General features: G+C 73.2%; 10 protein-coding genes and 1 pseudogene. 8 read left to right on the forward strand and 3 right to left on the reverse strand.

All coding sequences use genetic code 11. From position 1 onward, the window contains the following. Positions 1–84 precede the first annotated feature (84 nt). The 5 genes from ACFYXK_RS22840 to ACFYXK_RS22860 all read left to right on the forward strand — a co-directional run bounded on the left by ACFYXK_RS22840 (position 85) and on the right by ACFYXK_RS22860 (position 10,090). Positions 85–2,940: a serine/threonine protein kinase gene (locus ACFYXK_RS22840; RefSeq protein WP_389412765.1), complete on the forward strand. Its 2,856-nt coding sequence runs from the start codon at positions 85–87 to the stop codon at positions 2,938–2,940. A gap of 124 nt (positions 2,941–3,064) precedes the next feature. Next, on the forward strand, positions 3,065–4,696 hold the full coding sequence (locus tag ACFYXK_RS22845) for a serine/threonine-protein kinase (RefSeq protein WP_389412766.1): 1,632 nt from the start codon (positions 3,065–3,067) through the stop codon (positions 4,694–4,696). A 93-nt stretch (positions 4,697–4,789) separates the two neighbouring features. After that, positions 4,790–6,418, forward strand: coding sequence for a succinic semialdehyde dehydrogenase (locus ACFYXK_RS22850; protein ID WP_389412767.1), 1,629 nt, complete (start codon positions 4,790–4,792; stop codon positions 6,416–6,418). 32 nt (positions 6,419–6,450) lie between these two features. After that, positions 6,451–8,244 (forward strand): GMC oxidoreductase, encoded by a 1,794-nt coding sequence (locus tag ACFYXK_RS22855; protein WP_389412768.1) that lies wholly within the window; start codon positions 6,451–6,453, stop codon positions 8,242–8,244. 202 nt (positions 8,245–8,446) lie between these two features. Beyond that, positions 8,447–10,090 carry a peptidase gene (locus ACFYXK_RS22860; protein WP_389412769.1) on the forward strand — a complete coding sequence of 548 codons (1,644 nt, stop codon included), beginning with the start codon at positions 8,447–8,449 and terminating at the stop codon, positions 10,088–10,090. A 304-nt stretch (positions 10,091–10,394) separates the two neighbouring features. Here ACFYXK_RS22860 and ACFYXK_RS22865 read toward each other — a convergent pair. The 3 genes and pseudogenes from ACFYXK_RS22865 to ACFYXK_RS22875 form a co-directional block, all read right to left on the reverse strand. Continuing rightward, positions 10,395–10,691: pseudogene (locus ACFYXK_RS22865) on the reverse strand (chorismate mutase); the annotation flags it as partial. A 142-nt stretch (positions 10,692–10,833) separates the two neighbouring features. Further along, positions 10,834–11,118, reverse strand: coding sequence for a hypothetical protein (locus ACFYXK_RS22870; RefSeq protein ID WP_389412770.1), 285 nt, complete (start codon positions 11,116–11,118; stop codon positions 10,834–10,836). Then, positions 11,112–11,306, reverse strand: a complete 195-nt coding sequence (locus tag ACFYXK_RS22875) for a hypothetical protein (protein ID WP_383505657.1) — start codon at positions 11,304–11,306, stop codon at positions 11,112–11,114. The genes ACFYXK_RS22870 and ACFYXK_RS22875 overlap by 7 nt, the downstream gene beginning before the upstream one ends. 174 nt (positions 11,307–11,480) lie before the next feature. Between ACFYXK_RS22875 and ACFYXK_RS22880 the strand changes: the two genes are divergently transcribed. The 3 genes from ACFYXK_RS22880 (at position 11,481) to guaA (ending at position 14,549) form a co-directional block, all read left to right on the forward strand. Next, positions 11,481–11,978, forward strand: a complete 498-nt coding sequence (locus ACFYXK_RS22880) for a DUF6879 family protein (RefSeq protein WP_389412771.1) — start codon at positions 11,481–11,483, stop codon at positions 11,976–11,978. 19 nt (positions 11,979–11,997) lie between these two features. Continuing rightward, complete coding sequence (locus tag ACFYXK_RS22885; protein ID WP_389412772.1) at positions 11,998–12,840, forward strand: helix-turn-helix domain-containing protein; 843 nt, start codon at positions 11,998–12,000, stop codon at positions 12,838–12,840. Positions 12,841–12,956: 116 nt separating this feature from the next. After that, positions 12,957–14,549: a glutamine-hydrolyzing GMP synthase gene (gene guaA / locus ACFYXK_RS22890; protein ID WP_389412773.1), complete on the forward strand. Its 1,593-nt coding sequence runs from the start codon at positions 12,957–12,959 to the stop codon at positions 14,547–14,549. Positions 14,550–14,575 lie beyond the last annotated feature (26 nt).

Here is a 14,575-nt window from a genome sequence, read left to right on the forward strand (position 1 = left end):
GCCCGGGACGCGGGCGCCCTGCGCGACGTATCGTGGCAGCGGGGCCATGGGACACGTGCGCCCCCAGGACTCGGGGGAGGCGGAGTGGAGGACTACGCGGGCCGGATCCTGGCCGACCGCTACCGTCTGCCGCTGCCGCCGTCGGACGAGTACGAGCTGGTCGAGACCCGCGCCTTCGACACGCGCAGCGGGCAGGAAGTCCTGGTACGGCAGGTGCCGTTGCCGGAGCTCGTGGACGCCGAGCTGCTGGACGGGGACGCGGCGGCCGAGGCCGGGGCGCGGGCCCCGATGGCGTCCGGGCGCCGGGCGGCGGGGGATCTGCCGGCCGTGCGGAGGGCCATCGCCGCTGCGCAGGCGGCTGCGTCCGTGCCGGACCATCCGCGGCTGGACCAGGTCTTCGACGTGTTCGCCGAGGGCGGGTCGCTGTGGATAGTGAGCGAGTTGGTGCCGGCGCGTCCGCTGGCCGCACTCATCGCCGATGAACCGCTGAGCCCCTACCGGGCGGCGGAGGTCGCTGCGGACGTGCTGACCGCGTTGCGGGTGCTGCACGCGCACGGCTGGACGCACCGGAACATCACGGTCCGGACCGTGTTGATATGCGAGGACGGGAGGGTCGTGCTGACGGGGCTGGCGGCGGGTGCCGCCGAGGACGCCCTGTGCGGCTACGACCCGGTCCCGCCGAACCCCGGCGGAGCCGACGGCTGGGCCCCGCCCGCCGCGCCGCCGGCCCCTGCCCCGCCCCTGGGCTGGGGCACGCCCCGCGCGGCCTCCCCGAACCCCGGCGCGGGTCCCGGCCCGGACTCCGCCACCCGGGCCCCGAGCACACCGCCCCCGGCGTCGGCGCAGCCGGACACGGGCGCCTTAGCCGCCGGGGACCGCGACCGGGGCATGCCGCCCGGCACGGGGACGGACTCCGCGGGGCCCGGCGCGGGGCTCTCCGTACGGGGGTCCCAGGGCGGGGACCCGTACGGGCCGGCGGGCGACGGGCGGGACTCCGGTCCGGGTGCGGGCGGTTACGCCCCCCTCGTGGCGCCCGGGTACGACACCGGACCGCGGTACTCCGACCACATCACCCCCGGGGCGGCCCAGGAGCGGCCCGACCTCAGGGCGGCCGCCCGCGCCGGGGCCATCGCCGCGTACCGGGCGGGCGCACAGGCCGCCGCCGCGCGGGTCACCGAGCAGCGCAAGGGCGGATCCGGGCCCGCGCCGGAGCCGAGGCCGCAGGGGTCGAACCTCCCGCAGGGGTACTCGTACCCGTACGGCGGCCCGGAGAGCGCTGCGAGCGCGCCGTGGCACGGGGCCACCCCGCGCCGGCAGGCCGCCCTTCCGCCCGCCGAGCAGCCGGAGCCGGGGCCGGAGTCGGGGCCGGAGTCGGCGACCGAGCCCGGGTCGCGGCCCGACCCGGCGCCGCCCCGCCCCGCGCTGCCCGCCCCACTCGCCCTGCCCCAGGGCTACCACCAGGCCGACCCCCCGCCCCCGGCCTCGCCGCAGGGCGCCGAGGGCCCCAACATGGCCTCGTACGTGCCCCCGGGCGAGCCCGGCCCCGTCCGCCGGAACGGGTCCGCGGGCCCGGCCACGGGCTCGTACGCGATCCCCGGCGAGCCGGCCGCCCTGCTCCCGCCCGCGGAGGGCGAGGTTCCGGATGCGCGCCTGAATCCGTACCCCGGCCAGACGGGGCCGCAGGGGCCCGGGGGTTCGGATGCCGCGGCCGCACACCCGCTCCCCGGCCCGCCCAGCCGGCCCGGCCACGGCGGGGGATGGGGTGGTGGCGGGATCCGGAGCGGGCTGGATGCCGAGCGGGCGCGGCAGACGCGGATGGCCGTCGTCGGGGCCGTCACGGAGCGGTGGGCCCCCGAGCAGGCCGGGCCCGTCGCGGGGCCCTGGCAGCTGGCCGCCCCCGTCGGACCCGCCACCGACCTCTGGGCGCTCGGGGCGCTGCTGTACCGCGCCGTCCAGGGCCATGCCCCGTACCCCGAGGACAGCGTCACCGAGCTCGTCGAGATGGTCTGCGCCGAATCCCCGGCCTTCGCCGAGGAGTGCGGCCCGCTGCGCCCGGTCGTGGAGTCGCTGCTGCGCCAGGACCCCACCGAGCGCCCCGACTTCGAGGAGCTCCGCGGCTGGCTGCGCTCGCTCGTACGGTCCGCCCCCGAGCCGGACGGGGGCCTCGGCGCGCTCCCGATGCCCGAGCCGGATCCCGCGCGGCTGCCCGTCGTACGCCGTCGGGGCGACCTGCACGGCCGGCACCGCAATCCCGCCCCCTCCCGCAGGCCGCGCTCCCTGGGGAGGACCCTGCTCGTCGGCGTCCTCGCCCTGCTCGCCGGGGCCGTGGCCTACGCCGTGCTCTTCCTGCCCGGGGCCGGGGACCAGGGGGATGGCGACGACAAGACCCCGGTGGCGCAGCAGTCCCCGTCGCCCTCCGCTCCGGTTTCGCCTTCGCCGAAGCAGAGCCAGACGCCCCAGACCCCGCAGACCGGGGTCCCCGCCCCCGCCCCGCCCGGCTACACCACCCAGCAGGACCCCGAGCACTTCGAGATCGCCGTCCCGGGCGGCTGGGAGCGGCGCGGCATGAACGAGGCCGGGCAGGTCCGTTACACCGACGGGGAGTACGTCCTGACGGTCGTCCCCGGCCGGGACAAGGTCGACGGCAATCCGGACCCGGCGACGTACCAGAAGGACAAGGAGCCGGAGCTGGCCCCGTACCGGTCGTCCACCTGGGCCAGCGGCGGCGACGTCAAGACCACGAAGGTCGGCAACCAGCTGCGCGTCACCGGCCGGTACACGTGGATCGACGGCAACGGCCGCAGCGTCGTCGCCCGCAATTTCGTCGTGGCGCTCGGCGGCAGCTACCACGTCGTCATGGTCACGGGTCCGCAGGACGGGGAGGGCAAGGTCACCGAAGTCTTCGAAAAGGCCACGGGGAGTTACAAATCAGGCGGCTGAGGCCGACTGACGGTGACTCAGTACGGCGATTGCGTCACAGTGCTGCCGGAACCGTGCCTTCACGGTTCCGGCAGCCCCGAGGGCTCCGTAATCTGGCCCGAAGTGCACAGAGTGGCGGGGTTTCGTGGAACAGCAGACAGGTGCGGGTGCGGTGCTCGCAGGCCGGTACCGGCTCGTGGAGCCCATCGGCAGCGGCGGCATGGGCAAGGTGTGGCGCGCGCATGACGAGCTGCTGCACAGGACCGTCGCCGTCAAGGAACTGACGGCGGGTCTGTACGTCGCCCAGGCCGACCGGGAGGTCCTGCACGCCCGGACCCAGAAGGAGGCCCGGGCCGCGGCCCGGATCCAGCACCCGGCGGTCGTCGTCGTCCACGACGTGCTGGAGCACGACGACCGGCCGTGGATCGTCATGGAGTACATCGACGGCCCCTCCCTCGCGGACGCGGCCAAGTCGGCCGGCCGGATCGAGCCCACCGAGGCGGCCCGGATCGGGCTGCACGTACTGGGCGCGCTGCGCGCCGCGCACGCGGTCGGCGTCCTGCACCGGGACGTGAAGCCCGGCAACGTGCTGCTCGCCAAGGACGGGCGGGTCCTGCTCACGGACTTCGGGATCGCCGCGATCGAGGGCGACTCCTCCATCACGCGGACCGGCGAGATCGTCGGCTCCATCGACTACCTGGCCCCGGAGCGGGTCACCGGCGGGACCCCCGGCACGGCCTCCGACCTGTGGTCGCTGGGCGCGACCCTGTACACGGCCGTCGAGGCCCGTTCGCCCTTCCGCCGCACCTCGCCCATCTCCAGCCTGCAGGCCGTGGTCAACGACGAGCCGCCGGCGCTGCGGCAGTCGGGGGCCCTGGGGCCGGTCATCACCGCCCTGCTGCGCAAGGATCCGGACGAGCGGCCCTCGGCCCAGGAGACCGAGCGGATGCTGATCGAGGCGATGGAGGGCCGGGAGCCGAAGGCGGCGCACGCGTACGTGCCCACCCGCGCGGTGACCCCCGAGGAGCTCGCCGACGCCTCCGACGCCGAGGAGGCGGAGCCGCAGGCGGCGCCCGCCCCGGCCCCCGACCAGGTTCGCACCGCCGCCCTGCCCGAACAGTCCGGCCCCGGCCCCGCACCCGCGGCCCCGGGCGGAGGGTGGATCAAGCGGGCCGCCGCCATCGCCCTCGTGGCGGCGCTGGTCGGCGGCGGCGCCGTCTTCGGCGTCCTGAAGTTCACCGGGGACGACGCGGGGGACGGCGGTTCCGACAAGAACGCGAGCGCCCCCGACCGGCAGGACGGGGTCGCCGACGCCGCCCCGCCCGCCGGGTACACCAAGGTCGTCGACCCCCTGGCCGGCTTCACGCTGTTCGTCCCGGAAGGCTGGACGCGCAAGGCGAACGGCGACCAGATCGACTACACCCCCGACGACGGGAAGCACTTCATCCGCATCGCCTCCGACCCCACCCCGGACTACCGGGACCCGTACGCGCACCTGCTCGACCTGGAGACGCAGGTGGCGAAGCGGACGGACTACAAGAAGGTGCGGCTGAACCAGAACACCTTCCGGGACAGCACCCGGGCCGCGCTCTGGGACTTCACCTACACGGAGAAGCAGACCCACCCGGGTCCGCGCCGGGCGAAGGAGCAGATGTACATCGCCCCGGACGGCACGGAGTACGCGGTCTACATGTCGAGCCCGGTCGCCGACTGGGCCACGACCGAGCAGCAGTTCGACGTCGTGCTCAGCGGCTGGAAGCCGCCGGCGAAGCCCTGATCCCGGCATCCTGCCAGCGATCGCTGGCAGAAATGGCAAAATCCGGTTACCGACGGGTACCCAAAGCTCCGCAGGCGGAATACGCTCACCGCCATGACGGACTCGCAGGCCCCGGCCCCCCTCCGCAGCGCACCGCAGCCCACCAACCCGGTCGCCCCCGCCCCGGCCGGTGCCCGCACCGCCGCCGACGTGGTGACCCCCGACCTGGTCACCCGGCTGACCCGCGGAGTGATCGGCTCCGGCCGGACCGCCAACCACACCCCGTTCACCGGGGCCAAGCTGGCGGACCTCCCCGAGGCCACCCCCGAGGACGTCGCCGAGGCCTTCGACCGGGCCCGCGCCGCCCAGGGCGCCTGGGCGGCCGTCCCCGTCGCCAAGCGGGCGGCCGTGCTCCTGCGCTTCCACGACCTGGTCCTGGACCGGCAGGCCGAGGTCCTCGACCTGATCCAGCTGGAGACCGGCAAGGCCCGCCTGCACGCCCACGAGGAGGTCCAGGCGGTCGCCGTCGCCGCCCGCCACTACGGCCGCAAGGCCCCCTCGTACCTGCGCCCCAAGGGCCACACGGGCGCCATGCCCACCCTCACCAAGGTCACCGAGCTGCGCCAGCCGCGCGGGGTCGTCGGCCAGATCGCCCCCTGGAACTACCCCCTGGAGCTGTCGGTCGGCGACGCCCTGCCCGCCTTCGTGGCGGGCAACGCCCTCGTCATGAAGCCCGACACCGAGACCGCCCTGACCGCCCTGTGGGCGCGCGACCTGCTCATCGAGGCCGGGCTGCCCGCCGAGGTCTTCCAGATCGTCCTCGGCGAGGGCCCGGTCGTCGGCCCCGAGGTGGTCCGCCACGCCGACTACGTCTCCTTCACCGGCTCCACCCGCACCGGCCGCGAGGTCGCCCGGGGCGCAGCCGCCCGCCTCGTCGGGGTCTCGCTCGAGCTCGGCGGCAAGAACGCCATGCTCGTGCTGCACGACGCCGACATCGAGAAGGCCGCCGCCGGCGCCGTCCGCGCCTGCTTCTCCTCCGCCGGCCAGCTCTGCATCTCCATCGAGCGGCTGTACGTCCACGCCTCCATCGCCGACGCGTTCGTCGAGCGCTTCGCCGCCCGCACGAAGGCCATGCGGCTCGGCGCCTCCCTCGCGTACGGCGCGGACATGGGCTCGCTGGTCGGCGAGCGCCAGCTGGAGACCGTCCAGCGGCACGTGGACGAGGCCGTCGCCAAGGGCGCCACCCTCGTCGCGGGCGGCACGGCCCGCCCCGACATCGGCCCGCTCTTCTACGAGCCCACCATCCTCGACGGCGTCGAGGCGCCGATGGCGGTCTGCGGCGAGGAGACGTTCGGCCCGGTCGTCTCCGTCTACCGGTTCACCGACGAGGACGAGGCGATCGCGCAGGCCAACTCCACCGCGTACGGGCTCAACTCCAGCGTCTGGACCAAGGACGCCCGCCGCGGCCACGCCGTCGCCGCCCGCCTGCGCACCGGCACGGTCAACATCAACGAGGGCTACGCCCCCGCCTACGGCAGCGCCCAGGCGCCCATGGGCGGCATGAAGGACTCCGGCCTCGGCCGCCGCCACGGCTCCGAGGGCATCCTCAAGTACACCGAGGCCCAGACCGTCGCCCACCAGCGGCTGCTCCCGATGGCGCCCTCGCTGGGCATGGACGACGAGAAGTACGCGGCGTTCATGACCCGCAGCCTCAAGGTCATGAAGGCTCTCCGTCTGCGCTAGACACGCCAGGACCCAACCGGGAGGCACAAGCAGTGTCGTACGACCACGACTACGACTACGACGTCATCGTCATCGGATCGGGCTTCGGAGGGTCGGTCTCGGCGCTGCGGCTGACCGAGAAGGGCTACCGGGTCGGCGTCCTGGAGGCAGGGCGCCGGTTCACCCGCGAGAGCCTGCCCCGCAACAGCTGGGACCTGCGGAACTACCTGTGGGCCCCGGCCCTCGGGCTGTACGGGATCCAGCGGATCCACCTGCTCGGCAACGTGATGGTGCTCGCGGGCGCCGGGGTGGGCGGCGGCTCGCTCAACTACGCCAACACCCTGTACGTGCCGCCCACCGCCTTCTTCGAGGACCGGCAGTGGGCGGCCATCACCGACTGGCGCGAGGAGCTCGCCCCGTACTACGACCAGGCCAAGCGGATGCTCGGCGTCCGACTCAACCCGACGATGACGCCCTCCGACGTCCACCTGAAGGCCGCCGCCGAGAAGATGGGCGTCGGGGACTCCTTCCACATGGCCCCGGTCGGCGTCTTCTTCGGCGACGGCGCGGACGCCGAGGGCGGCTGCGAGGCCCGCCCCGGCCAGGAGGTCCCCGACCCGTACTTCGGCGGTGCAGGCCCCGCCCGCAAGGCCTGCACCGAATGCGGCGAGTGCATGACCGGCTGCCGGCACGGCGCGAAGAACACCCTGAACGAGAACTACCTCCACCTCGCCGAGCGCGCCGGCGCCGTCATCCACCCGATGACCACCGTCACCGCGCTCGCCGAGCACCAGGGCGGCGGCTACCGGATCCGCACCGTCCCCACCGACCAGCGCCGCAGGGGCATCGCCAAGGAGCTGCGCGCCCGGTACGTGGTCGTCGCGGCGGGCACGTACGGCACCCAGACCCTGCTGCACACCATGAAGGACAACGGGCTGCTCCCGCGGATCTCGGACCGGCTCGGCGAGCTGACCCGGACCAACTCGGAGGGCCTGGTCGGCGCGCAGACCGACGACCGCCGCTACCGCCGGCGCCACGGCGACGGCCCCGGCAAGGGGCAGCGCGCGGACTTCACCCGGGGCGTGGCGATCACCTCGTCCGTGCATCCCGACGCCGACACCCACATCGAGCCCGTCCGCTACGGCAAGGGCTCCAACGCCATGGGGTTCATGACCGTCCTCCAGGTGCCGTTCGGCAGGCACCGGGTCCGGGCCTGGTTCGCCCGGACCGCGAAGCACCCGGTGCAGCTGGCGCGCTCGCTGTCCAACCGGCGCTGGTCGGAGCGGACGATCATCGGCCTGGTCATGCAGTCGCTGGACAACTCGCTGACGACGTACCGCAAGCCCGGCGGCCTCGGCAAGGGCCTGCTCACCGCCCGCCAGGGGCACGGCGCGCCGAACCCGGTGCAGATCAAGGAGGCCACCGAGGCGGCCACCCTGCTGGCCGAGGAGATCAACGGCTTCCCGGGCAGCAACATCGGCGAGCTGATGGGCACCCCGCTGACGGCGCACTTCCTCGGCGGCTGCCCGATCGGCGCCTCCGCGGAGCAGGGCGTGGTGGACCCGTACCACCGGCTGTACGGGCACCCGGGCATCTCGGTGGTGGACGGCTCGGCGGTCTCCGCGAACCTCGGGGTGAACCCGTCGCTGACGATCACGGCGCAGGCGGAGCGGGCGATGTCGTACTGGCCGAACAACGGCGAGCGGGACCCGCGGCCGGAGCAGGGCGGGGCCTACGTCCGGCTGGCGGCGGTGGAACCGGCCCGTCCGGCGGTCCCGAAGGAGGCGTTCGGCGCGTTGCGGCTGCCTTTGCTGCTGCCGGTGCCGGAGGTTCCGAAGAAGGCGTGAGGTGCCGTGACACGTGTAGCGGCGGCAGGGTCTGCGCTCCCCCTCCGAGCGCAGAACCCGCCGCCGCGTACATAAGTGACAGGTGATCAGTCCGGATGGTTGCATGTGATGCCCGTCACGCCGCGAAGTGTGCAACTGTGACCGGCCCTCGGCGGTCTCGACCTTCATGGACAAGCGCATCTCCCTTTTGGCAGCTACGGGGTTGGCGACGCTGAGCCTCGGCGTGGCCGCCCCCGCGCTCGCCGCGGAACCCGCCTTCCCGCTCGGCGGCCCCTCCGCCCAGGTGCTCCAGCCGTACCCGGATTCGGGCGACCCGAAGGAGCGGAGCCTTCGCTACGACCTGGACTACGTGGGCCCCGGCAACAGCTTCCCGGGCGAGTTCACCGTCACCGTCGACCTGAGCAAGGTCGCCGGGGTCGCCGCGGTCCGGCTCGACCCGGCCAAGCCCCGGCCGAACTGCACGACGAGCGCCACGGCGATCGTCTGCAAGCAGCAGGGCCTGTCGGTCGGGAGCCCGGGCGCCAACACCTTCGACCTGCTGGTCTCCGCCGCCAAGGACAGCAAGAACGGCGCGAGCGGTGAGATCGCCGTCACCGGCAAGGTGGCCGGGGCGAGCGTCACGCCCGTCACCACCAAGCTGACCGTCGGCGGCCCCGACCTGCACCTGGGCGAGCTGAAGCCCAAGGCCGACGTGACGGCGGGCGAGCAGCAGGACCTGCCGCTCGCCTTCGCGAACCGGGGCACGCTGCCCGCCAAGTCGGTGGCACTGGAGCTGGACGCCTCGGCCGGCCTGGAGCCGGCGGAGACGTACGACAACTGCCGGCGGCAGGACCACGGCGGGATGGGTGCCACCACGGTCTGCCTCGTCGAGGGCGAGTTCCTGCCCGGAGAGTCCTACCAGCTCGCCCCCGACTCCCCGCTGCACCTCAAGACGACCGAGCGGGCCTACCGGGACCGGCTGCGCTACGGGGTCGTCCCCGACCCGGCGCCGAGCAAGGACGCGCCCGAGGGCAAGCCGGCCGCCGGCAAGAAGCTGAAGCTGGTCAAGGCGTCGGCCGCGGTGCCGGTCACGGACTCCAACCTGGACCCGCGCAGCGCCAGGCGCGCCGAGAACACCGACCTCAACCCCGGTGACAACGAGCGCAGCTTCGAGTTCACCGCCAACGGCGCCCGGGCCGACTTCGAGGCGGTCACCGCGTCGCCCTCCGGCAAGGTGGGCGACACGGTCGTGGCCGAGCTCGGCTTCCGCAACAAGGGCCCGGCCGTGATCAGCCACCTGAGCTCGGGCCAGAGCGTGGCCCGCACCGACATCGTGATCCCGGCCGGCGTGCAGGTCACGGACGTGCCCCGGAACTGCCGCGCGGTCAACGCCGACGGGAGCGACCGCGCGGAGCAGCCGGGCGCGCCGCGCTACTTCTGCGACGGCGGGCTGTTCGCGGACGTCCCGGGTACGTACGCCGGCCGGTTCGCGATGAAGATAGAGAAGGCCGTGGCGGGTGCCAAGGGCTCGGTCACCGTCGGCGAACCGGTCGCGGGCGGCACCAAGCCGCTCGCCTTCGACCCGGTCGCGGGCAACGCCCAGGCCGCGTTCGTGGTCGAGGTCAAGGGCGCCGCGAGCCCGAGCCCGAGCACCTCGGTCTCCGCCTCGCCGTCGCCGTCCGCGTCCGCCTCGGCGTCCGCCTCGCCGTCCGCGTCGTCCTCCACCACCGCTGCCGGCGGTACGGGGGGCAACCTGGCCTCGACCGGCAGCTCCGTCGGTCCGGTCGCGCTGGGTGCGCTGGCGGCCGTGGTCGTCGGCGGTGCGCTGTACGTGGGGGTGCGCCGCCGGTCCGGCGGGCACGCGTAAGCGCAGGACGACAGAGAACGGCCGGCCCGGGGCGTCCCCTGGGCCGGCCGTCTTTTCCGGGGTGACCGGGCTGCTGTCCCCTGCCGTCCGGTCACGCGAAGGAGCGAGGTCCCACGGCGCACGTCCCCGACGGGCCGTGCGTCTCATCGCTCCGGCGGTGCCACGCGTGGTGCTCGGTCCCGCGCCTGGCTGACGCGGCCACCCACACCAACGAAGCCCGTCGGGGCCGGTCACGGTCCGGACGAGTGACGAACAGGCGTAAGGGGCGCGGGCGCAAGGGGTGTGGGCAAGGGGTGGGGCGGCGTCAGACGCGGCCGCGGCACAGCTCCAGCAGGGTCATGGCGAGGGCGGTCCCGGGCTTCCCGAGGGCATCGCGCCAGTGCTCGAGCACCTCCATCTCGCGCGAGAGGTTCACCCGGCGGCCGCCCGAGGAGATCCGGGCCTCCTGGATGACGGTCGAGACGGCCATCCGCTCCTGGATCAGGCCGATGATCCGGTCGTCGATGGCGTCGATGCGCTGACGGGACTCGGCGATGAGCTGCGCGGGGGTGGTGGTCACGGTCATGTTCTTACTCCTGTGGGTAGTTCCGGCAGGAGCGGAAACGCCAGAGCGCCCCGGTCCTGTCGGACCGGGGCGCTCTGGGAAGTCAGCGGCTCAAGCGAGCATCACGATGACCCATGGCGACCGGACCGGCCGGTGCCATAGGTAAAGAGGAAGCTCAGCTGCTTGCGCATGGACTGGATTATGGCCGCCCGCCCCCTCCCGGGCCAACCCGGCCCGGATCGTGAGACGGCCCGTCCGCGCGCACGACACGGGCATGGTCGGTGACCACCCGGCGGAACAGGTCGTGGCCGGTCCGCCCGGTGTGCCGCAGCGCCCAGTCCTGCGCGGCTTCCTGCTCGTCCTGCGGCCCCGACTCCGCCCCGCACCGGTAGGCGGCGCAGAACGCCTCGTAGGTGATCCCGCCCTCGGGTGCGTGCCGGATGGTGTGCCCGACGTACCGGAACACGGCCCGCGGGCTCAGCACCGGCCGCGCCCGCGGTGCGCGGCGATCTCGACGTTGCAGTCCGACACCGCCGAGCGGTCCCCCCGCCGGTACGCCTCCGACCGCTGCCCGGCCAACGCCGCACACACGTCACACCCGGCGGCCGGTCTGGGGGAGTCGCGGGGCGGGGAGAGGTGGACGGGCGGGCTCATGGTGGTCCGAGTTGCCATGAAATGAACGCTAGGCAAGGGGAGTTGGGGGCGCGAGAGGTCATTCGCGACTATTCTCGCGCAGTCGGAATCTATATCCGGAAATTCTCGCGCAGTGTCCTGGAAGCCATGGCGGGAAGGGGCGCGCGGTCCCTGAAGCTGGGCCGACCGGCCACGTACGAGAGGGGCAATGCCATGGCGCGTCGACTGCGGTTCAACGGCAACGGGAGCGGGGTCAACGGGTGCCCGGCGGTGCACGAGGACTTGGACAGCGGTGAGGTCATCGTCCACGGACCACCGCTCACCGACCCAGAGGACATTGCCCAGCTCCGGCACCTGTCGCCGGGAGAAGTGCCCGTCGTGGTCCCGCGTGAGCTGCTCGTCGATTTCGGCCCCAAGGAGGTCGACCGCGTGCCGCACATCATCGACCTGGACGAGTTCGACCGGCTGTTCACGCGGTTCGAGCACGTGACGTGGCGGCTGGAGACCCGGCGCCGCTACGCATCGGACGAAGCCACCGAGGACTTCTGGATCCTCGACTCGCGGACGGTCGCGCTGCTGAACTTCGACGAGGACGACAACTTCGTCGACGTCGAGCTGATCACGGAACCTGCCGAGGTGCTCCGCTACGCCCAAGTGCGTGATGCTGCATCGCACTACGCTGTGCCGTACGAGGTGTTCCAGGCCAAGTAGCGGCAATGAGCGGGTACCGGTGAGCACGGACTATCAGCAGGCGCGGGAAGCGCTCGGCATACGGCTGCGCGAACTCCGTCTCGCGGCCGCTGGTGGCCGGCTCACCGGTGCGGCGCTGGCCCGGCGGCTCGGCTGGCCCCAGCCCAAGGTGAGCAAGCTGGAGAACGGTCGGCAGACCGCGACCCCCGAAGACCTGCGTGCCTGGGCCGACGAGACGGGTCATCCGGAGGCGTACGACGAACTGCTGGCCCGGCTGCGCGGCTTCGAGAGCCACATCCGCTCATGGCGGCGCCAGCTGAGCTCGGGGCACAAGCGCGTACAGGACACGCACCTTGCCGCGCACGGCGACGCCACCGTGCTCCGGGGGTGGGAGACGTCCATGATCATGGGGATCCTGCAGACGCCCGACTACGCGCGGTCCATCTTCACCCGCTACGCAGAGCTCCAGCAGTCGCCCCGGGACACGGAAGAAGCCGTCCGCTCGCGCATGCGGCGACAAGAGGCGCTCTACGACCCGGCCAAGCGCTTCCACGTCCTGATGTGGGAGGCCGCGCTCCATGCGCGGATCTGTCCGCCCGCCGTGCTCGCCGCGCAGCTGGACCGGCTGCTCGGGGTGGTCGGCCTCGACACCGTGGAGCTCGGGATCGTTCCCTTCGCCGCGGCGCTGAAGATCCCGCCCGCCACCGGCTTCTGGATGTACGACGAGCGGCTGGTGATCGTGGAGACCTGGCACGCCGAGCTGTGGCTCGATGACGCGGACAGTGTCGCCACCCACCTCCGGGTCTGGAACACGCTGCGCGAGTCCGCCGTGTACGGCGCCGAGGCTCAGCGGGTGATCAGCGAGGCGCGGCGGGCGCTGTGACGAGGGGGTCGCGGGGTGTCACGGTGACGTGGGCCTCGGATGGTGCGACAAAGTGGCGGCCTGCGCCACCGGTAGAATCGACAAAACAGCCACCTCTTCCGCCGGAAGGCCGCCCCGTGCCAGAAGCACCCTCCGCCGCCCACGACAGCGCCCCGGACACGGTTCTCGTCGTCGACTTCGGCGCCCAGTACGCCCAGCTCATCGCCCGCCGCGTCCGCGAGGCACGGGTCTACAGCGAGATCGTGCCCAGCACGATGCCCGTGGCCGAGATGCTGGCCAAGAACCCCAAGGCGATCATCCTCTCCGGCGGCCCGTCCTCCGTCTACGAGGAGGGCGCCCCGCGTCTGGACGAGGCCCGCGCCCTGTTCGAGTCCGGGGTCCCGGTCTTCGGCATGTGCTACGGCTTCCAGCTGATGGCGACCACCCTCGGCGGCACCGTCGACAACACCGGCGCCCGCGAGTACGGCCGTACGCCGCTCGCCGTCTCCAAGGCCGGCTCGACCCTGTTCGAGGGCACCCCCGAGAACCAGTCGGTGTGGATGTCGCACGGCGACGCCTGCTCCGCCGCCCCCGAGGGCTTCACCGTCACCGCGTCGACGAACGTCGTCCCGGTCGCGGCCTTCGAGAACGACGAGAAGAAGCTGTACGGCGTGCAGTACCACCCCGAGGTGATGCACTCCACGCACGGCCAGCAGGTGCTGGAGCACTTCCTCTACCGCGGCGCCGGCCTCGAGCCCACCTGGACCACCGGCAACATCGTCGAGGAGCAGATCGCGGCCATCCGCGAGCAGGTCGGCGACAAGCGCGCCATCTGCGGCCTCTCCGGCGGCGTGGACTCCGCGGTCGCCGCGGCCCTCGTCCAGAAGGCCATCGGCTCCCAGCTGACCTGCGTGTACGTCGACCACGGTCTGATGCGCAAGGGCGAGACCGAGCAGGTCGAGAAGGACTTCGTCGCCGCCACCGGCGTGCAGCTGAAGGTCGTCGACGCGCAGGAGCGCTTCCTGAGCGCGCTCGCAGGCGTCTCCGACCCGGAGACCAAGCGGAAGATCATCGGCCGCGAGTTCATCCGCGTCTTCGAGCAGGCCCAGCTGGAGATCCTCCAGGAGGACGGCCCCGCGGTGTCCTTCCTGGTCCAGGGCACCCTGTACCCGGACGTCGTCGAGTCCGGCGGCGGCACCGGCACCGCGAACATCAAGTCGCACCACAACGTGGGCGGCCTCCCCGACGACATCGAGTTCGAGCTCGTCGAGCCGCTGCGCCAGCTGTTCAAGGACGAGGTCCGGATGGTCGGCCAGGAGCTCGGCCTGCCCGACGAGATCGTCCAGCGCCAGCCCTTCCCGGGCCCCGGCCTCGGCATCCGCATCGTCGGCGAGGTCACCAAGGAGCGCCTCGACCTGCTGCGCGAGGCCGACGCCATCGCCCGCCACGAGCTGACCGCGGCCGGCCTGGACCGCGAGATCTGGCAGTGCCCGGTCGTCCTGCTCGCGGACGTCCGCAGCGTCGGCGTCCAGGGCGACGGCCGTACCTACGGCCACCCGATCGTGCTGCGCCCCGTCTCCTCCGAGGACGCCATGACCGCGGACTGGACGCGCATGCCGTACGAGGTGCTCGCCCGGATCTCCACCCGCATCACCAACGAGGTGCCGGACGTGAACCGCGTGGTCCTCGACTGCACGAGCAAGCCCCCGGGCACCATCGAGTGGGAGTAGTCCCCACGCGCCGCCCGTGACGAAGC

This window comes from Streptomyces sp. NPDC002209 (genome assembly GCF_042890265.1).
In the GTDB taxonomy this organism is placed as follows: Bacteria; Actinomycetota; Actinomycetes; order Streptomycetales; family Streptomycetaceae; genus Streptomyces.